The organism is Pseudomonas sp. FP1740, assembly GCF_030687165.1.
In the GTDB taxonomy this organism is placed as follows: Bacteria; Pseudomonadota; Gammaproteobacteria; order Pseudomonadales; family Pseudomonadaceae; genus Aquipseudomonas.
On the sequence record NZ_CP117461.1, the window covers coordinates 6219602 to 6236468 of the forward strand.

Consider the following 16867-nt stretch of genomic DNA (forward strand, 5'->3'; position numbering starts at 1 on the left):
CGTGGGAACGATCACAACGATCAATACACGCTTAGGACTGCTTCTCGAACTTCAGATCCCACACGCCATGGCCAAGCCGTTCGCCGCGGCGTTCGAACTTGGTGATCGGGCGTTCGGCCGGGCGCGGCACGCATTTGCCGTCTTCGGCGAGGTTGCGATAGCCCGGGGCGACGTTCATCACTTCCAGCATGTACTCGGCGTACGGTTCCCAGTCGGTGGCCATGTGCAACACACCGCCGACCTTCAGCTTGCTACGCACCAGTTCAGCGAACGATGCCTGAACGATACGACGCTTGTGGTGACGGCTCTTGTGCCACGGATCCGGGAAAAACAGCATCAGGCGGTCGAGGCTGTTGTCGGCGATGCAACGGTTGAGCACTTCGATCGCATCGCAATCGTAGACACGCAGGTTGGTCAGGCCCTGGGTCAGCACGCCATTGAGCAGCGCGCCGACACCTGGACGGTGAACCTCAACGCCAATGAAATCCTGCTCCGGCGAAGCCGCGGCCATTTCCAGCAGCGAATGGCCCATGCCGAAACCGATTTCCAGCGAGCGCGGCGCCGAACGGCCGAACACCTGGTCGAAATCCACCGGCGCATCGGCCAGAGGCAGTACGAACAGCGGAGCGCCCTGCTCCAGGCCGCGTTGCTGGCCTTCGGTCATGCGCCCGGCGCGCATCACGAAACTCTTGATACGGCGGTGTTGGCGCTCTTCGCCTTCTTCCTGCTGGATAGGCGTGTCGTGTGATTCAGTCATCAATGGCTCTTACTTGATCAGACCATCCAGCGGCGAGGAGGCGCTGGCATAGAGTTTTTTCGGCATGCGGCCGGCGAGGTAGGCCAGACGACCTGCCACGATGGCGTGTTTCATGGCTTCAGCCATCATGATCGGCTGCTGGGCATGGGCGATGGCCGAGTTCATCAGCACCGCTTCACAGCCCAGCTCCATGGCGATGGTGGCGTCGGAGGCAGTACCGACACCGGCATCCACCAGCACCGGAATTTTCGCCTCTTCGAGGATGATCTGCAGGTTGTACGGGTTGCAGATCCCCAGGCCCGAGCCGATCAGACCAGCCAGCGGCATGACCGCGATACAGCCGATTTCCGCCAGTTGACGGGCAATGATCGGATCATCGCTGGTGTACACCATCACGTCGAAACCTTCCTTGACCAGCACTTCGGCGGCCTTGAGGGTTTCGATCACGTTGGGGAACAGGGTTTTCTGATCCGCCAGCACTTCCAGCTTCACCAGGTTGTGGCCGTCGAGCAGCTCACGGGCCAGGCGGCAGGTGCGCACGGCTTCAATGGCGTCGTAGCAACCGGCAGTGTTCGGCAGGAAGGTGTAGCGATCCGGCGACAGGACTTCGAGCAGGTTCGGTTCGCCCGGGTTCTGGCCGAGGTTGGTCCGGCGCACGGCGAAGGTGACAATCTCGGCACCCGAAGCCTCGACGGCCAGGCGGGTTTCTTCCATGTCACGGTACTTGCCGGTGCCTACCAGCAAACGCGACTGGTAAGTACGACCGGCCAGGACGAAAGGCTTGTCGCTACGAACGATGCTCATGGGAAATCCTCTGTTGGGGTGAGGTTCTTGCACAATGATTCTGTGGCCGCTCGGGCCGGGCGGCTAGCCGCCGCCGATGGCGTGCACGACTTCTACGGAGTCACCCTCATTCAAGGTGGTGTCTGCGTGCTGGCTGCGCGGGACGATATCCAGATTGAGCTCGACCGCCACCCGACGCCCGGTCAGTTCCAGACGGGTCAGCAGGGCCGCAACGGTTTCACCGTCGGGCAGTTCAAGGGATTCGCCGTTCAACTGAATGCGCATGCCGAATGCCGCCATCATTTTTAGGGGCTGGCATTCTAGCCCGATCAGACTTGGCGACCCAAGCCATTCGTCACGAAATGGACTGCGTGGTCAGCTCAGCCGCCAGGCGGCAAGCCCCAGGCAAACCCAGCCGACCAGAAACGCGAGACCGCCGAACGGTGTAACGATCCCGAGCTTGCTGACGCCGGTCATCGTCAGCAGGTACAGGCTGCCGGAAAACAACACAATGCCGAGAGCAAAAGACGCGCCGGCCCAGGTAATCAGACGACCGGGAATCTGCGTGGCCAGCAGCGCCACACCCAGCAACGCCAGGGTATGCACCAGTTGATAAGTGACGCCCGTGTGGAAAATCGCCAAATACTCAGGCGTCAGGCGGTTTTTCAGGCCGTGGGCAGCGAATGCGCCCAAGGCAACGCCGGTGAAGCCGAAGAAAGCGGCCAGCATCAGAAAGCCACGCAGCATGAAGAACTCCAGTCAGACTCGATCAGCAGGGTCTGTATAATGGCCGGCTCAACGGGTTCGGCCAAGCCATCTCTATGCTGCAGTTAATTTTCCGTCGTTTCACAAAGGCCCTGCTCTGGTTCGCGGCCGGCAGTGTTTTGCTGGTTCTGCTGTTTCGGGTGGTGCCGCCACCAGGCACGGCGTTGATGGTCGAGCGCAAGATCGAATCCTGGGTCGACGGCGAGCCCATCGATCTGCAACGCACCTGGAAACCCTGGGATGAAATCTCCGACGACCTGAAAGTCGCGGTGATTGCCGGTGAAGACCAGAAGTTTGCCGAGCATTGGGGCTTTGATTTCAGCGCGATTCAGGCGGCGTTTGCACATAACGAGCGCGGCGGCTCGATTCGCGGCGCCAGCACCCTGAGCCAGCAAGTGTCGAAAAACCTGTTTCTGTGGTCTGGCCGCAGCTGGCTGCGTAAAGGCCTGGAAGCCTGGTTTACCGGGCTGATCGAAGTGTTCTGGCCCAAGCAGCGGATTCTTGAGGTATACCTCAATAGCGTCGAGTGGGATGAAGGTGTGTTCGGCGCCGAAGCGGCGGCCCGGCATCACTTTGGCGTGGGCGCTGGTTCGCTGTCCCGGCAGCAGGCAAGTTTGCTGGCCGCGGTACTGCCAAACCCGCGGGTGTGGAGTGCCAGCCATCCGACTTCTTACGTTGCAAGGCGGGCGGGGTGGATTCGCCAGCAGATGAATCAGTTGGGCGGGGACAGCTATCTGGTCGACCTTAACGATTCCCGCCGGGCGCCATGGGCTCAATGACACCGAAGATCCCACAAGGTCGACGCTAAACCGGAAATTGGGCAGAAACAAAAACGCCCCGATCAATGATCGGGGCGTTTTTTATTGCCTTCGCGCGGGTTACGCAGCGATCGACAACTTGAGCTTGTTCATCGCGCTCTTCTCGAGCTGACGAATACGCTCGGCCGACACGTTGTACTTCTGCGCCAGGTCGTGCAGCGTGGCTTTTTCTTCTGCCAGCCAGCGCTGGTAGAGGATGTCGCGGCTGCGGTCGTCCAGCACTTCAAGCGCTTCGTGCAGGTTGTGGTTGGAGTTGTCGCTCCAGTCGGCGTCTTCCAGTTGACGAGCCGGATCGTACCGGTGGTCTTCCAGGTAGTTGGCCGGCGATTGGAAGGCACTGTCGTCGTCCGCTTCCGCGGCCGGGTCGAAGGCCATGTCATGGCCGGTCAGGCGACTTTCCATCTCGCGCACTTCCCGCGGCTCTACACCGAGGCTTTCCGCCACACGATGGACTTCCTCGTTGTTCAGCCAGGCCAGACGTTTCTTCTGGCTGCGCAGGTTGAAGAACAGCTTGCGCTGAGCCTTGGTGGTCGCGACTTTGACGATCCGCCAGTTGCGCAGGATGAACTCGTGGATTTCCGCCTTGATCCAGTGCACCGCAAAGGACACCAGGCGCACACCCATTTCCGGGTTGAAACGCTTGACCGCTTTCATCAGGCCGACGTTGCCTTCCTGGATCAGGTCAGCCTGGGCCAGGCCGTAACCGGAATAGCTACGGGCAATGTGTACGACAAAACGCAGGTGGGCGAGCACCATCTGCCGAGCCGCCCCCAAATCCTGCTCATAATAGAGACTCTCGGCCAGTTCACGCTCCTGCTCCGGCGTCAGCAATGGAATGCTGTTCACCGTGTGCACATAGGCCTCCAGGTTCGCACCCGGGACCAGAGCATATGCAGGCTGCAAAGAATTGGTCATACGAAAAAACCTCCGACTTACATAACTCGTGCAGTTCAGCACTGCGAAAATTGACCGGAAACCAAAAAACAAGTTCCCATAAACGCTGAAAGGTCAATACGAGCAAAATGATATTACTTTGGCGCAAGCTCCCGCAGGTGGCGTGCGACTGCAATCCATGCACCGATATACCCCAACAGCACCGCGCCAAGCAAGAGCGACAGACCGTCGGCAACTGGCACTCCGGCCAGCGCAAAATCACTGCCGTACAAACCGGCCAGTCCAACCACCGCGTCGTTCAGCCAGTTCAGGCCGAACGCCAATACGCCCCAGGAAAGAATCCCCGCACCGAAGCCATATAGCGCGCCCATGTACAGAAAGGGCCTGCGCACATAACTGTCCGTGCCGCCGACGAGTTTAATCACTTCTATCTCTGTGCGGCGGTTTTCAATATGAAGACGAATGGTATTGCCTATCACCAAAAGTAATGCAGAAACCAAAAGCACGGTCAGACCGAAGACAAAACGGTCGCCCAGCTTGAGGATGGCCGCCAGACGCTCGACCCAGACTAGATCAAGTTGCGCCTGTTGTACCTTCGGCAACTCGGAAAGTTTTTGTCGTAATGCTTCAAGCGCAGGCTTGTCGACCTCTTTCGGAGTCACCAGAACCACGCCTGGCAGCGGGTTTTCCGGCAGTTCCTTAAGGGCTTCGCCCAGACCGGACTGCTGCTGGAACTCTTCCAGTGCCTGATCGCGGCCCACGTATTCGGCATCCGCTACCCCCGGCATGCCTTTGATCTGCTCACGCAACGACTCACCCTCGGCAGGGCTGGCCTCAAGTTGCAGGTACAGGGAAATCTGCGCCGCACGCTGCCAGGAGCCACCGAGACGCTCGACGTTATTCAGCAAAAGTGACAGCCCCATCGGCAAGCTCAGGGCCACCGCCATCACCATGCAGGTGAAAAAACTGCCGATCGGGTGCTTGCCCAAGCGACGCAAGCTGTCCAGCAAACTGGCACGATGACTTTCGATCCAGGCGCGGAACAGCGTGGCGAAATCCGGGCCATCGTCATCGTCGCGTTTTTTCTTCTGCTGTGGTTGCGGATCGGCGGCCTTCGGGGCCACACGCTCGGAAACCTTGGGGCTACGTGTCGCACTCATACGCCGGCCTCCCCGTCGCCGATCAATCGACCACGCTGCAGGGTCAGCATGCGATGACGCATGCGGGCAATCAGCGCCAGGTCGTGACTGGCGATCAGCACGCTGGTGCCCAGGCGGTTGATGTCTTCGAACACGCCCATGATTTCTGCCGCCAGACGCGGGTCGAGGTTACCGGTCGGTTCATCCGCCAGCAGCAAGGCCGGGCGGTGAACGATGGCGCGAGCGATGCCGACGCGCTGTTGCTGGCCGGTAGACAGGTCGCCAGGGTAGAGATCGGTTTTGTCCGAGAGCGCCACGCGCTCCAAGGCCGAGTCCACGCGCTTGACGACTTCGGCCTTGGACAGGCCAAGGATCTGCAACGGCAACGCGACGTTATTGAACACCGTGCGATCGAACAGCAACTGGTGGTTCTGGAACACCACGCCGATCTGTCGGCGCAGGAACGGAATCTGTGCGTTGCTGATGGTGCTCAGGTCTTGCCCGGCCAGCAGCAATTTGCCGGTGGTCGGACGTTCCATGGCCAGCAACAGCCGCAACAAGGTGCTTTTACCGGCGCCGGAATGGCCGGTGACAAACAAGAATTCGCCCCGACGGACTCGAAAGCTCAGCTCATGCAAGCCGACGTGACCGTTCGGGTAGCGTTTACCGACCTGTTCGAAACGAATCATGAACGCTCCCGCTCGGCAAACAATGCCTGGACAAAGGGTTCTGCTTCAAAAGTACGCAAATCGTCGATGCCTTCACCAACGCCGATGTAACGGATCGGCAAGCCAAACTGCTTGGCCAGGGCGAAAATCACCCCACCCTTGGCGGTGCCGTCGAGTTTGGTCAGCGCCAGGCCGGTCAGTTCGACGGTCTGGTTGAATTGCTTGGCCTGGTTGATGGCGTTCTGGCCGGTACCGGCATCGAGCACCAACAGCACCTCATGAGGCGCGTCGGCGTCGAGCTTGCCGATCACCCGGCGAACCTTCTTCAACTCTTCCATCAAATTGTCTTTGGTGTGCAAGCGACCGGCGGTGTCGGCGATCAACACATCAATGCCACGGGCCTTGGCGGCCTGCACGGCGTCGAAGATTACCGAAGCCGAGTCGGCGCCAGTGTGCTGGGCGATCACCGGGATCTTGTTGCGCTCGCCCCAGACCTGCAGTTGCTCGACCGCCGCGGCGCGGAAGGTGTCACCAGCGGCGAGCATGACTTTCTTGCCTTCCAGTTGCAGCTTCTTCGCCAGCTTGCCGATGGTGGTGGTTTTGCCGGCACCGTTGACGCCGACCACCAGAATCACGAACGGCTTGTTCTGCGAGGTGATTTTCAGCGGCTGCTCGACCGGTTTGAGCATCGCTGCCAATTCGGCTTGCAGGGATTTGTACAGCGCGTCGGCATCGGCCAGCTCCTTGCGCGCGACTTTCTGAGTCAGCCGCTGAATGATCACCGACGTCGCTTCGACGCCGACATCGGCGGTCAGCAGACGGGTTTCGATGTCTTCGAGCAGTTCGTCATCAATGGTTTTCTTGCCGAGGAACAGGCTGGCCATGCCCTCGCCAATGCTGGCGCTGGTCTTGGACAGGCCTTGCTTGAGACGGGCGAAGAAACCGGCTTTGGTCTCTTCGGTACGCACAGGCTCGACTGGAGTTTCGAGGGGTGCAACCGGAGTGGCGGCAACAGGAGCGATGACGGGCGCAGGCGCTGGAGCAACCGGAGCCACCGGAGCCACCGGAGCAACAAATGCTGGCACTGCAGGCTCTGGAACCACTGGAACAGGTTCGGCCACGAACACGGGCGCAACGGCTGCCGGCTCAACCACTGGCGCCTGAACCGGCTCTGGAGCAAACGCAGTCGGAGCCGGAATCGGTGGAGTGATGTGCGGCGCTTGCTCATCTTCAACCAGCGCCACCGGCTCTTCCGCTACCGGCAAAGTCAGCCACGGCGTGGCAACTGGCGTCAGCGGCAATGGGGCCGCGACTGCGGTTTCAGGTACGAGCGCGGCCGCAGGTTGCAGCACCGGCTCGGCAATCGGCGCAGGCTTTTGCTCTATAACCGGTGCCGGGGTTGGCTCAGAAAGTGGCTGTGGCTGTTCGACAACGGGTTCCTGCGGCTTTTTGCGCAGCCATCCGAACAGGCTTTTCTTCTCACCAGCCGCAGCTGGGGTCTTCTTGTCGTCGTTGGAACCAAACATGGAGGACGGCTATCTCACGGTAGCGACGCGCCAATAGGCGCCTCGGCAAATAAAAATTCGATGCTGAACAGACTGCGATTCATCCAGCTTGTTCACGCGCAACATTTTGTCGAGGAGCCAACGGCGCCTCAAGGGTCGACTAATACGAAGGACTGGAACGGCATCGTCGGCGAAAACGCAGAGTTTAGCTGACAAACTCAAAGTTTCTGCCGGTAACCCATGCAACCTGCAAGCCGATCAAAGGCCTGATAGGCGTGGCCGCCAGTAAAACGGATCAGTATCCTAGCACCCTCTCGCCCGCCGACGCTAAGACCAGCGGGCAGCCCAACAGGTTTAAAAACGAATGAATGCTCTAGCCCGCCGCGCTGCAGGCCTGCTGCTCAGCACAGTTTGTCTGCCCCTCTCAGCCTTGGCTGCCGACCCACAACCGACCCACGAATTCACCCTCGACAACGGCCTGAAGGTTGTCGTGCGCGAAGACCATCGCGCACCGGTCGTCGTTTCTCAAATCTGGTACAAGGTCGGCTCGAGCTACGAGACCCCAGGCCAGACTGGGCTGTCCCATGCGCTGGAACACATGATGTTCAAGGGCAGCGAGAAAGTCGGCCCCGGCGAAGCCTCGCTGATCCTGCGCGACCTTGGCGCGGAAGAGAACGCTTTCACCAGCGACGACTTCACCGCGTATTACCAGGTGCTGGCCCGCGACCGCCTGGGCGTGGCCTTCGAACTGGAAGCCGACCGCATGGCCAACCTGCGCCTGCCGGCCGACGAGTTCACCCGCGAAATCGAGGTGATCAAAGAAGAGCGTCGCCTGCGCACCGACGACAAGCCGATGTCCAAGGCCTACGAACGCTTCATGGCCATGGCCTACCCCGCCAGCGGCTACCACACGCCGACTATCGGCTGGATGGCCGACCTCGACCGCATGAAAGTCGAAGAACTGCGCCATTGGTACCAGTCCTGGTATGTGCCGAACAACGCCACTCTGGTGGTGGTCGGCGATGTGACCCCGGACGAAGTCAAAACCCTGGCCCAGCGTTACTTCGGCCCGATCGCCAAGCGCGACGTGCCACCGGCGAAAATCCCGCTGGAGCTGGCTGAGCCCGGCGAACGCAAGATCACCCTGCATGTGCAGACCCAATTGCCGAGCCTGATGCTGGCCTTCAACGTGCCGAGCATTGCCACCGCCGAAGACAAACGCTCGGTGAGCGCCCTGCGCCTGATTTCCGCCCTGCTCGACGGCGGCTACAGCGGTCGCATCCCGACGCAACTGGAACGCGGCGAAGAGCTGGTGTCCGGCGGCTCGTCGAGCTATGACGCCTACACCCGTGGCGACAGTCTGTTCACATTGTCGGCCACGCCGAACACCCAGAAGAAGAAAACCATGGCCCAGGCTGAAGCCGGCCTGTGGAAACTGCTCGAACAACTGAAAACCACCGCGCCATCCACTGAAGAACTGGAGCGGGTACGAGCGCAAGTGATTGCCGGTCTGGTCTTTGAGCGTGACTCGATCACCAGCCAGGCCACCGCCATCGGTCAGCTGGAAACCGTCGGCCTGTCCTGGAAACTGATGGACACCGAACTCGCCGACCTGGAAAGCGTGACCCCGCAAGACATCCAGAAGGCCGCCAAGCTGTATTTCACCCGCGAACGTCTCAGCGTCGCCCATGTACTGCCACAGGAGACGACTCATGAGTGAGCGTAAAAAGTCGCGTCTGGCCCTGATCGGCCTGATCGCTGTTGCACTGATCGGGTCTGCCGCCTTCTATCTGTCAAAACCCGACGAGTCCAACGCCAGCGAAGCCCTCGACAAGGCCAAGTCCAGCCAAAAGCTGCAATCGCTGGCCGAACTCGACGGCAAGGCCCCAAGCCATCGCTCGCTGAACGTGCAGACCTGGAATACCGCCGAAGGCGCCAAGGTATTGTTCGTCGAAGCCCGTGAACTGCCGATGTTCGACATGCGCCTGATCTTCGCCGCCGGCAGCAGCCAGGACGGCGATGCACCCGGCCTGGCATTGCTGACCAACGCCATGCTCAACGAAGGTGTGGCCGGCAAAGATGTCGGCGCCATCGCTCAGGGCTTCGAAGGATTGGGGGCTGACTTCAGCAACGGCGCGTACAAGGACATGGCGCTTGCCTCCCTGCGCAGCCTCAGTGCCGTGGACAAACGCGAGCCTGCCTTGAAGCTGTTCGCTGAAGTTGTCGGCAAGCCGACCTTCCCCGCCGACTCGTTTGCGCGCATCAAGAACCAGATGCTCGCCGGCTTCGAATACCAGAAACAGAACCCCGGCAAACTCGCCAGCCTGGAGCTGATGAACCGCTTGTATGGCGATCACCCGTACGCACACTCCAGCGACGGCACAGCCAAGAGTATTCCCCCGATTACCCTGGCGCAGTTGCGAGCCTTCCATCAGAAAGCCTACGCCGCCGGCAACGTGGTGATTGCGCTGGTAGGCGACCTGTCGCGCACCGAGGCCGAGGCAGTTGCCGCCCAGGTGTCCGCCGACCTGCCCAAAGGCTCGGCCCTGGCGAAAATCGAACAACCGACCGACCCCAAGCCCAGCATCGGCCACATCGAGTTTCCGTCCAAACAGACCAACCTGATGATCGCGCAACTGGGTATCGACCGTGACGATCCGGATTACGCAGCGCTGTCCATGGGCAACCAGATTCTTGGCGGCGGCGGTTTCGGCACCCGGCTGATGAGCGAAGTGCGCGAGAAGCGTGGCTTGTCGTATGGCGTGTATTCGGGTTTCAGCCCGATGCAGGCTCGTGGCCCGTTCATGATCAACCTGCAAACCCGCGCCGAGATGAGCGAAGGCACCCTGAAACTGGTGCAGGATGTGCTCGCCGACTACCTTAAGACCGGCCCCACCGAGAAAGAACTCGACGACGCCAAGCGTGAACTGGCCGGCAGCTTCCCACTGTCCACCGCCAGCAACGCCGATATCGTCGGCCAGATCGGTGCCATGGGTTTCTACAACTTGCCTCTGAGCTACCTGGAAGACTTCATGCAACAGTCCCAGAGCCTGACCGTCGAGCAAGTCAAAACCGCACTGAACAAACACCTGAGCACGGACAAGCTGGTCATCGTCAGCGCTGGCCCGACCGTGCCACAAAAGCCGTTGCCGGCCCCTACTGACAAACCCGCCGAGCAACCGCTCGGGGTCCCGGAGCATTAATGGCCACTCGCCCAAAAAAACCTGTCCATAACGTGCATAACGGTGTGAACCAACTGCGCATCATTGGTGGCGAATGGCGCAGCCGAAAGCTGAGCTTCCCGGATGCTCCGGGCCTGCGCCCGACGCCGGACCGGGTGCGTGAAACCCTGTTCAACTGGCTCGCGCCTTACGTCGCCGGGGCCAAGGTGCTCGATCCGTTTGCCGGCAGCGGCGCGCTGTTTCTGGAAGCCTTGTCCCGTGGCGCGGCCATGGGTCAGGCGCTGGACGCCAGCAACATCGCGGTGTCCAGCCTGAAAGAACATCTGGGCACCCTGCGCTGCACCAACGGCCAGGTACAGACTGCCGACGCCTTGCGCTATCTGGAAACCCAACCTGCCACGGCGTTCGACCTGGTGTTCCTCGACCCGCCGTTCAATCAGAATCTGTTGCCTGTGGTTTGCACTCTGCTCGAAGAACGTCATTGGCTGGCCGACGATGCGTGGGTCTACACTGAAAGCGAAAGCGCACCGTCGATATTGGGTTTGCCAGAAAATTGGCGCCTGCATCGGGAGCAAAAATCGGGACGGGTGTACTACGCGTTGTGGCAACGTATGGCAGGGATCGCCGGCTAGTCCGGCCTGAGAAAACGGTGCGAAGCTCAGTCAGCTAACGCTGCGGGTACGCGCCGCAGCATCGAGAGCAATCGTGTCCCATCTGCCAGAACGTTTCACCCCTGCCTTCACGCCCGCCTACGGCCTGGGTAATCCGCACTTACAAACCTTGTGGGGACCGCTATGGCGCAAAACCACGCATATCGAGCGTGAGCGCGAGCGATTGTGGCTTGAAGATGGCGATTTCCTGGACCTGGACTGGCACGCCCCCCACAGCGCGAATGCACCGTTGGTGCTGGTGTTGCACGGCCTGACCGGCTCGTCGAATTCACCTTATGTGGCCGGCATGCAGAAAGCGCTGGGTGCGCAGGGTTGGGCCAGCGTCGCGCTGAACTGGCGAGGTTGCTCCGGCGAGCCCAATCTGTTGCCGCGCAGTTACCATTCCGGGGCCAGTGAAGATTTGGCGGAAACCATCAGGCACCTGCGCACCCAACGCCCCCTCGCGCCGCTGTATGCGGTTGGTTATTCCATGGGCGGTAACGTGTTGCTCAAGCATCTGGGTGAAACCGGCAGCAACAGCGGTGTACTCGGTGCAGTGGCAGTGTCGGTGCCGTTTCGCCTCGATCACTGTGCCGATCGTATCAGCCAGGGTTTTTCCCAGTTCTACCAAGCGCATTTCATGCGAGAGATGGTCGCCTACATCAAGAACAAACAACGCAGATTCCAGCATGAGGGCCATGAGGTTGGCCTGGCGGCATTGGAGGCGCTGGGCTCTTTGGAGAACTTGCGCACCTTCTGGGATTTCGACGGCCGGGTCACCGCACCGCTCAATGGTTTCGCCGATGCCGCGGATTACTATCGTCGCGCTTCGAGTCGTTATTTCCTTGGAGAGATTCGCACGCCGACCCTGATTATCCAGGCGGCTGACGATCCGTTTGTGTTTCCGCATAGCCTGCCGCAAGCCGACGAATTGTCCGCCAGCACTCAATTCGAGCTGCAGGCCAAGGGCGGGCATGTCGGTTTCGTCGAGGGCTCGTTCAGGCAACCGGGTTACTACCTGGAACGGCGTATTCCCCAATGGCTGGCCGCCACAGGGCGCAAGTAAACAGTGGAAGTCGATCAGGGCGAGTCGATCCACTTCTGGCAAACGGCACCGCTGGCCGGGGTCGAGTTGTTGTCCGCGCGCTACATCGAACACCGTTTCGCCCCGCATGTGCATGACGGCTATGTGATCGGCATGATCATGGCCGGCGCCCAGCGTTATCGCTATCGCGGTGCCGAGCATTTGGCGGGCAGCGGCACGCTGGTGCTGATCAACCCGGATGAACTGCACACTGGCCACAAAGGTACGGAAGACGGTTGGTTGTACCGGGCGTTTTATCCCGACAGCGGGCAAATTCTCTCGCTGCTGGAAGAGCTAGAACTGCCGAGCGACACCTTGCCGGTGTTTGGCGCCACGCTGTACCGCGACCCGGATCTGGTGAGGGGGTTCTGCCAACTGCATCGACTGCTGGAAAGTCCGTCCACGGCCCTGCAGCAGCAAACGGTCTGGCGGGAAATGATGTTGTCGCTGTTGCAACGCCACGCAGCCGTCCCAATCGCCGGCAAACCCGGCAAGGAACACCGCGCGGTGACCTTGGCCAAAGAACGGCTGCAATCGCAATTGGCGGCGCCGCCCTCGCTGGAAGAACTGGCGGCGACGGTGAACCTGTCCCCCTTCCACTTCGCCCGGGTGTTCCGCCGCGCCACCGGCATGCCGCCGCACGCTTGGCTGATGCAGCAGCGTATCGCTCGGGCACGGGCGTTGTTACAGGACGGCTGCCTGCCGCTGGAAGTCGCGACGCAACTGGGTTTTGCCGACCAGAGCCATCTGAGCCGGCAATTCAAGCAGGTTTATGGCGTTGGACCGGGGGCGTATCGCAGCGCGCGGCAGTTACCCGGTTGATGACACCAAAGATCCAAATGTGAGAGCCAGCCAGCCCCCACATTGGCTCTGCGCTTACTCGCCGGTGGCGACGCCTCGCGCGGGGTCGTTGATCCACTCGCTCCACGAACCGGCATACAACGCCCCCAACGGATAACCCGCCAGGCACAGGGCGAACAGGTTGTGGCAGGCCGTCACGCCGGAACCGCAATACGCGACCAGCTCCGTCGGCGAACGATCACCGAGCTTCGCGGCAAACCGCTGCTTGAGCTGATCGGCTGGCAGAAAACGCCCGTCGCTGCCCAGGTTTTCGGTGAACGCGGCGCATTGTGCGCCGGGAATGTGCCCGGCAATCGGATCGATTGGCTCCACTTCACCCTTGAAGCGCGGCATGGCGCGGGCGTCGAGCAGGGTCAACGCGGGCTGACCGAGACGTTTCTGGAGCTGTTTGGCGCTGAGCACCAGCGAAGCATCCGGCGTCCCGGTGAAGGTACCGCGATTGATCGACGGCGGATCAAGACTCAGGGGCAATCCGGCGGCGTGCCAGGCCTTCAGCCCGCCATCGAGAATGAACACACCATCGCGCTTGCCCAGCCAGGCCAGCAACCACCAGGCCCGCGCCGCGTAGGCACCAGGACCGTCATCGTACAAAACCACTTCGCTGTCGGCATTGATGCCCCAGGCTTGCAGGCGCTCGATCAGCTTTTCGGGCTCAGGCAACGGATGACGCCCGGTAACCCCCTTGACCACCGCCCCGCTCAGATCACGCTCGAGATCGGCAAAACTCGACCCGGCAATATGCCCTTCGGCATAACTGCGCTGACCGTAATCCGGGTCTTCGAGGGCAAAACGACAATCCAGAATCACCAGCCCCGGGGTCTCCTTTTTCAGGTCCAACGCTTGCGGGCTGATCAGTTGCGCAATGGGCATAACGGGCTCCTGTGATGTTGTCGGTCTTGAATCCTAATGCACTTCTTCCAGCGCCTGGGCCAGTGGCACGTAAAATTCGTCGAACAGCGCATTTACCGCGTCGCGCGATTGATCGGTGACGAACCCGGCCTCAAGCACCAACACCTGATACACGCCGCGCTTAATAGCCTGTTCGCTCAAGTGGTTGGAGTTTTCCCGCGTGGTACACAGAAACCGTACCCACGACGTGAGGATGATCCAGGCGTTCAGCGTCAGGGACTCGATCTGAACCTTATCCATGTTCAGGATGCCAGCGGCGACGAACCCTTCGTAAATGGCGGTGCCCTGGATCAGACAGCGCTGGGAAAAGCGCCGGTAACGGGCGGCCAGCTCGGGATCGCTATCGAGCAAGTGCTCGAGGTCGCGATGCAAAAACCGGTAGCGCCACATGGCGGCGAGCAATTCCTTGAGGTAGAAGCGCTTGTCTTCGACCGTCGCGGCGCGGCCCTGGGGTGGGCGCAGGAAGCTGTCCACCAGGCTTTCGTACTCACTGAACAGTACAGCGATGATCGCCTGCTTGTTGGGGAAGTGGTAGTACAGGTTGCCCGGAGAAATCTCCATGTGGGCAGCAATGTGGTTGGTGCTGATGCTGCGCTCGCCCTGCTGATTGAACAGCTCCAGGCTGTTTTGCACGATGCGCTCGCTGGTTTTGATCCGAGGGGCCATGGCTTGAGCTTTAATTCAGAGTGCGGTGACGGGCATCTTACGACCTATCCGTGGGTGGATAAAACAAAGCTGCGTCAGGATGTCATTTGACTTTTTAGAGCATGGACTCTAAAAGTCCCCTCATTACAATAAATCCGGAGCCGACCATGCCTGCTGACATCGCCTACCTGAAGAACTTGCAGCAGCCTCTGGACGAGCTCCAAACCCTGTTCGATGCTCAACGCGCCGCGTATGCAGGCAACCCGATGCCACCCGCGGCTCAGCGCCAGCAATGGCTAAAGGTATTGCGGGACCTGTTGAGCAATGAGCGCCAGGCCTTGATCGACGCCATCAGCCAGGATTTCAGCCACCGCAGCGCCGACGAAACCCTGCTCGCCGAATTGATGCCCAGCCTGCACGGCATTCACTACGCCAGCCAGCATCTCAAAGGCTGGATGAAAACCTCACGGCGTAAAGTCGGCATCGCCTTTCAACCCGCGTCGGCCAAAGTCGTTTATCAACCGCTGGGCGTGGTCGGGGTGATCGTGCCGTGGAACTATCCGCTATATCTGGCCATCGGGCCACTGGTGGGAGCGTTGTCGGCGGGTAACCGGGTGATGCTCAAACTCAGCGAATCGACCCCCGCCACCGGTTTGCTGCTCAAGGAATTGCTGGGGCGGATATTCCCTCAAGACCTGGTTTGCGTGGTGCTCGGCGAGGCCGATATTGGCGTGGCATTCTCCCGGCTGCGCTTCGATCACCTGCTGTTCACCGGCGCCACCAGCATCGGCAAACACGTGATGCGCGCCGCCGCCGAGAACCTGACCCCGGTGACCCTCGAACTGGGCGGCAAGTCCCCGGCAATCGTTTCCCGCGACGTGCCGCTCAAGGATGCCGCCGAGCGCATCGCTTTCGGCAAGACCCTCAACGCCGGGCAAACCTGTGTCGCCCCGGACTACGTGTTGGTGCCCGAAGACCGCGTCGGCTCTTTCGTCGAAGCCTATCGCCAGGCAGTTCGCGGGTTTTATCCGACCCTGGCCGACAATCCGGACTACACCGCCATCATCAATGACCGACAACTGGCGCGGCTCAACGGCTACCTCAGCGACGCTACCAGCAAGGGCGCGCTGCTGATTCCGCTGTTCGATCAGGGCCAGGGCCGGCGCATGGGTCATAGCCTGCTGCTCAACGTCAGCGACGACATGACGGTGATGCAGGACGAAATCTTCGGCCCGCTGCTGCCGATCGTGCCGTACAAGGACCTCGATGAAGCGTTTGCCTACATCAACCAACGGCCTCGTCCGCTGGCGCTGTATTACTTCGGCTACGACAAGCGCGAGCAAAGCCGCGTTCTCCACGAAACCCATTCCGGTGGCGTTTGCCTCAACGACACCTTGCTGCACGTCGCCCAGGACGACATGCCGTTCGGCGGCATCGGCGCCTCGGGCATGGGCCACTACCACGGCCATGAGGGCTTCCTGACCTTCAGCAAGGCCAAGGGAGTGCTGATCAAACAGCGTTTCAATGCGGCAAAGCTGATCTATCCGCCGTACGGCAAATCCATTCAGAAACTGATCCAGAAGCTGTTTATTCGCTAACGATCAACACCGCCGGGTAATAACAATAATGAGCCCAAGCCTGTCCGACACACCCGCGCTGTCACGGCGCGGCCTGCTTAAATTCAGCCTGGGCGCCAGCGCTTTTCTGGCCACGGCAGGATTAGGCGCGAGCCTCAGCGGCTGCTCGTCGAGCACGGCGGCCAGCGGTTTCGCGACTCTGCGCAGCGGTGACCTGTTGTTTCTGCGGGCACTGATCCCGGTAATGCTCGACGGTGCCGTGATCGTCGAGAAAATGCCGGCCGCCGTCGAAGGCACCCTCAAGAGCCTGGATTACAGCCTCGATCACCTGTCTGCGGAAATGCTCAAGCTGACCCGGCAATTGTTCGATGTGCTGGGGATGAGCATCACCCGCGGCCCACTGACCGGGATCTGGGGCAGCTGGGAAAACGCCAGCGGCGAGGATATCCGGCACTTTCTCGATCGCTGGGAAAACAGCTCGCTGAGCTTGCTGCGCATGGGCCATAGCTCGTTGCTGCAAATGGTGATGATGGCGTGGTACAGCCGAGCGGAATCTTGGGTGCATTGTGGGTATCCGGGGCCGCCTACGGTCTGAAACCGTGGCGTCCCTTTCGCGGGCAAGCCGCCTCA

The 16867-nt window shown here is 60.7% G+C and carries 18 protein-coding genes; 8 read left to right on the forward strand and 10 right to left on the reverse strand.

Features of this window, described 5'->3' with window-relative positions; translation table 11 throughout:
• Positions 1 to 31: 31 nt before the first annotated feature.
• From trmB to PSH69_RS28060, 4 genes are all read right to left on the reverse strand, one after another.
• Positions 32 to 757, reverse strand: a complete 726-nt coding sequence (trmB, locus tag PSH69_RS28045) for a tRNA (guanosine(46)-N7)-methyltransferase TrmB (protein WP_305410402.1) — start codon at positions 755 to 757, stop codon at positions 32 to 34.
• 9 nt (positions 758 to 766) lie between these two features.
• Positions 767 to 1561, reverse strand: coding sequence for a thiazole synthase (locus PSH69_RS28050; protein WP_305410403.1), 795 nt, complete (start codon positions 1559 to 1561; stop codon positions 767 to 769).
• Between the two features lie 63 nt (positions 1562 to 1624).
• Positions 1625 to 1825, reverse strand: a complete 201-nt coding sequence (gene thiS, locus PSH69_RS28055) for a sulfur carrier protein ThiS (protein ID WP_181150639.1) — start codon at positions 1823 to 1825, stop codon at positions 1625 to 1627.
• Positions 1826 to 1915: 90 nt separating this feature from the next.
• Positions 1916 to 2287, reverse strand: coding sequence for a DUF423 domain-containing protein (locus tag PSH69_RS28060; RefSeq protein WP_019580607.1), 372 nt, complete (start codon positions 2285 to 2287; stop codon positions 1916 to 1918).
• A gap of 74 nt (positions 2288 to 2361) precedes the next feature.
• On the opposite strand from PSH69_RS28060, the gene mtgA reads away from it, so the two are divergent.
• Positions 2362 to 3084: a monofunctional biosynthetic peptidoglycan transglycosylase gene (gene mtgA / locus PSH69_RS28065; RefSeq protein WP_305410404.1), complete on the forward strand. Its 723-nt coding sequence runs from the start codon at positions 2362 to 2364 to the stop codon at positions 3082 to 3084.
• A gap of 99 nt (positions 3085 to 3183) precedes the next feature.
• On the opposite strand, the gene rpoH is transcribed toward mtgA, so the two are convergent.
• From rpoH to ftsY, 4 genes are all read right to left on the reverse strand, one after another.
• On the reverse strand, positions 3184 to 4038 hold the full coding sequence (gene rpoH / locus PSH69_RS28070) for an RNA polymerase sigma factor RpoH (protein WP_007897890.1): 855 nt from the start codon (positions 4036 to 4038) through the stop codon (positions 3184 to 3186).
• 113 nt (positions 4039 to 4151) lie between these two features.
• Positions 4152 to 5177 carry a permease-like cell division protein FtsX gene (gene ftsX, locus PSH69_RS28075; RefSeq protein ID WP_018928695.1) on the reverse strand — a complete coding sequence of 342 codons (1026 nt, stop codon included), beginning with the start codon at positions 5175 to 5177 and terminating at the stop codon, positions 4152 to 4154.
• Positions 5174 to 5845 carry a cell division ATP-binding protein FtsE gene (gene ftsE, locus PSH69_RS28080; RefSeq protein ID WP_018928694.1) on the reverse strand — a complete coding sequence of 224 codons (672 nt, stop codon included), beginning with the start codon at positions 5843 to 5845 and terminating at the stop codon, positions 5174 to 5176. Before ftsE ends, ftsX begins: the two co-directional genes overlap by 4 nt.
• Positions 5842 to 7350 (reverse strand): signal recognition particle-docking protein FtsY, encoded by a 1509-nt coding sequence (ftsY, locus tag PSH69_RS28085; protein ID WP_305410405.1) that lies wholly within the window; start codon positions 7348 to 7350, stop codon positions 5842 to 5844. Before ftsY ends, ftsE begins: the two co-directional genes overlap by 4 nt.
• A gap of 343 nt (positions 7351 to 7693) precedes the next feature.
• Here ftsY and PSH69_RS28090 point away from each other — a divergent pair, with 343 nt between their 5' ends.
• The 5 genes from PSH69_RS28090 (at position 7694) to PSH69_RS28110 (ending at position 13067) form a co-directional block, all read left to right on the forward strand.
• A complete protein-coding gene (locus PSH69_RS28090) occupies positions 7694 to 9049 on the forward strand; it encodes a pitrilysin family protein (RefSeq protein ID WP_305410407.1) in 1356 nt (451 codons plus the stop codon).
• The gene (locus PSH69_RS28095) at positions 9042 to 10532 is read left to right on the forward strand and encodes a pitrilysin family protein (protein WP_305410408.1); all 1491 of its coding nucleotides are present in this window, start codon (positions 9042 to 9044) and stop codon (positions 10530 to 10532) included. The genes PSH69_RS28090 and PSH69_RS28095 overlap by 8 nt, the downstream gene beginning before the upstream one ends.
• Positions 10532 to 11143 (forward strand): 16S rRNA (guanine(966)-N(2))-methyltransferase RsmD, encoded by a 612-nt coding sequence (gene rsmD, locus PSH69_RS28100; protein ID WP_018928689.1) that lies wholly within the window; start codon positions 10532 to 10534, stop codon positions 11141 to 11143. Before PSH69_RS28095 ends, rsmD begins: the two co-directional genes overlap by 1 nt.
• Positions 11144 to 11216: 73 nt before the next feature.
• A complete protein-coding gene (locus PSH69_RS28105; RefSeq protein WP_305410409.1) occupies positions 11217 to 12227 on the forward strand; it encodes a hydrolase in 1011 nt (336 codons plus the stop codon).
• Positions 12228 to 12230: 3 nt separating this feature from the next.
• The gene (locus tag PSH69_RS28110) at positions 12231 to 13067 is read left to right on the forward strand and encodes an AraC family transcriptional regulator (protein WP_019580601.1); all 837 of its coding nucleotides are present in this window, start codon (positions 12231 to 12233) and stop codon (positions 13065 to 13067) included.
• Between the two features lie 54 nt (positions 13068 to 13121).
• Here the strand turns inward: PSH69_RS28110 and PSH69_RS28115 are convergent, their stop codons facing one another.
• Both PSH69_RS28115 and PSH69_RS28120 read right to left on the reverse strand, forming a co-directional pair.
• The gene (locus PSH69_RS28115) at positions 13122 to 13976 is read right to left on the reverse strand and encodes a sulfurtransferase (protein ID WP_111452984.1); all 855 of its coding nucleotides are present in this window, start codon (positions 13974 to 13976) and stop codon (positions 13122 to 13124) included.
• A gap of 33 nt (positions 13977 to 14009) precedes the next feature.
• A complete protein-coding gene (locus PSH69_RS28120) occupies positions 14010 to 14681 on the reverse strand; it encodes a TetR/AcrR family transcriptional regulator (RefSeq protein ID WP_018928685.1) in 672 nt (223 codons plus the stop codon).
• 146 nt (positions 14682 to 14827) lie between these two features.
• On the opposite strand from PSH69_RS28120, the gene PSH69_RS28125 reads away from it, so the two are divergent.
• On the forward strand, positions 14828 to 16258 hold the full coding sequence (locus PSH69_RS28125; RefSeq protein WP_305410410.1) for a coniferyl aldehyde dehydrogenase: 1431 nt from the start codon (positions 14828 to 14830) through the stop codon (positions 16256 to 16258).
• 28 nt (positions 16259 to 16286) lie between these two features.
• On the forward strand, positions 16287 to 16832 hold the full coding sequence (locus PSH69_RS28130; protein WP_305410411.1) for a twin-arginine translocation pathway signal protein: 546 nt from the start codon (positions 16287 to 16289) through the stop codon (positions 16830 to 16832).
• The last annotated feature ends 35 nt before the right edge of the window (positions 16833 to 16867 follow it).

Bases quoted from the DNA above. Each gene is read 5' to 3' on its own strand.
- mtgA (WP_305410404.1), top strand. From the start codon at position 2,362: ATGCTGCAGTTAATTTTCCGTCGTTTCACAAAGGCCCTGCTCTGGTTC.
- trmB (WP_305410402.1), bottom strand. From the start codon at position 757: ATGACTGAATCACACGACACGCCTATCCAGCAGGAAGAAGGCGAAGAG.
- PSH69_RS28090 (WP_305410407.1), top strand. From the start codon at position 7,694: ATGAATGCTCTAGCCCGCCGCGCTGCAGGCCTGCTGCTCAGCACAGTT.
- ftsE (WP_018928694.1), bottom strand. From the start codon at position 5,845: ATGATTCGTTTCGAACAGGTCGGTAAACGCTACCCGAACGGTCACGTC.
- ftsY (WP_305410405.1), bottom strand. From the start codon at position 7,350: ATGTTTGGTTCCAACGACGACAAGAAGACCCCAGCTGCGGCTGGTGAG.
- thiS (WP_181150639.1), bottom strand. From the start codon at position 1,825: ATGCGCATTCAGTTGAACGGCGAATCCCTTGAACTGCCCGACGGTGAA.
- PSH69_RS28125 (WP_305410410.1), top strand. From the start codon at position 14,828: ATGCCTGCTGACATCGCCTACCTGAAGAACTTGCAGCAGCCTCTGGAC.
- PSH69_RS28120 (WP_018928685.1), bottom strand. From the start codon at position 14,681: ATGGCCCCTCGGATCAAAACCAGCGAGCGCATCGTGCAAAACAGCCTG.
- PSH69_RS28130 (WP_305410411.1), top strand. From the start codon at position 16,287: ATGAGCCCAAGCCTGTCCGACACACCCGCGCTGTCACGGCGCGGCCTG.
- PSH69_RS28050 (WP_305410403.1), bottom strand. From the start codon at position 1,561: ATGAGCATCGTTCGTAGCGACAAGCCTTTCGTCCTGGCCGGTCGTACT.
- PSH69_RS28095 (WP_305410408.1), top strand. From the start codon at position 9,042: ATGAGTGAGCGTAAAAAGTCGCGTCTGGCCCTGATCGGCCTGATCGCT.
- rpoH (WP_007897890.1), bottom strand. From the start codon at position 4,038: ATGACCAATTCTTTGCAGCCTGCATATGCTCTGGTCCCGGGTGCGAAC.
- PSH69_RS28115 (WP_111452984.1), bottom strand. From the start codon at position 13,976: ATGCCCATTGCGCAACTGATCAGCCCGCAAGCGTTGGACCTGAAAAAG.
- PSH69_RS28060 (WP_019580607.1), bottom strand. From the start codon at position 2,287: ATGCTGCGTGGCTTTCTGATGCTGGCCGCTTTCTTCGGCTTCACCGGC.
- ftsX (WP_018928695.1), bottom strand. From the start codon at position 5,177: ATGAGTGCGACACGTAGCCCCAAGGTTTCCGAGCGTGTGGCCCCGAAG.
- rsmD (WP_018928689.1), top strand. From the start codon at position 10,532: ATGGCCACTCGCCCAAAAAAACCTGTCCATAACGTGCATAACGGTGTG.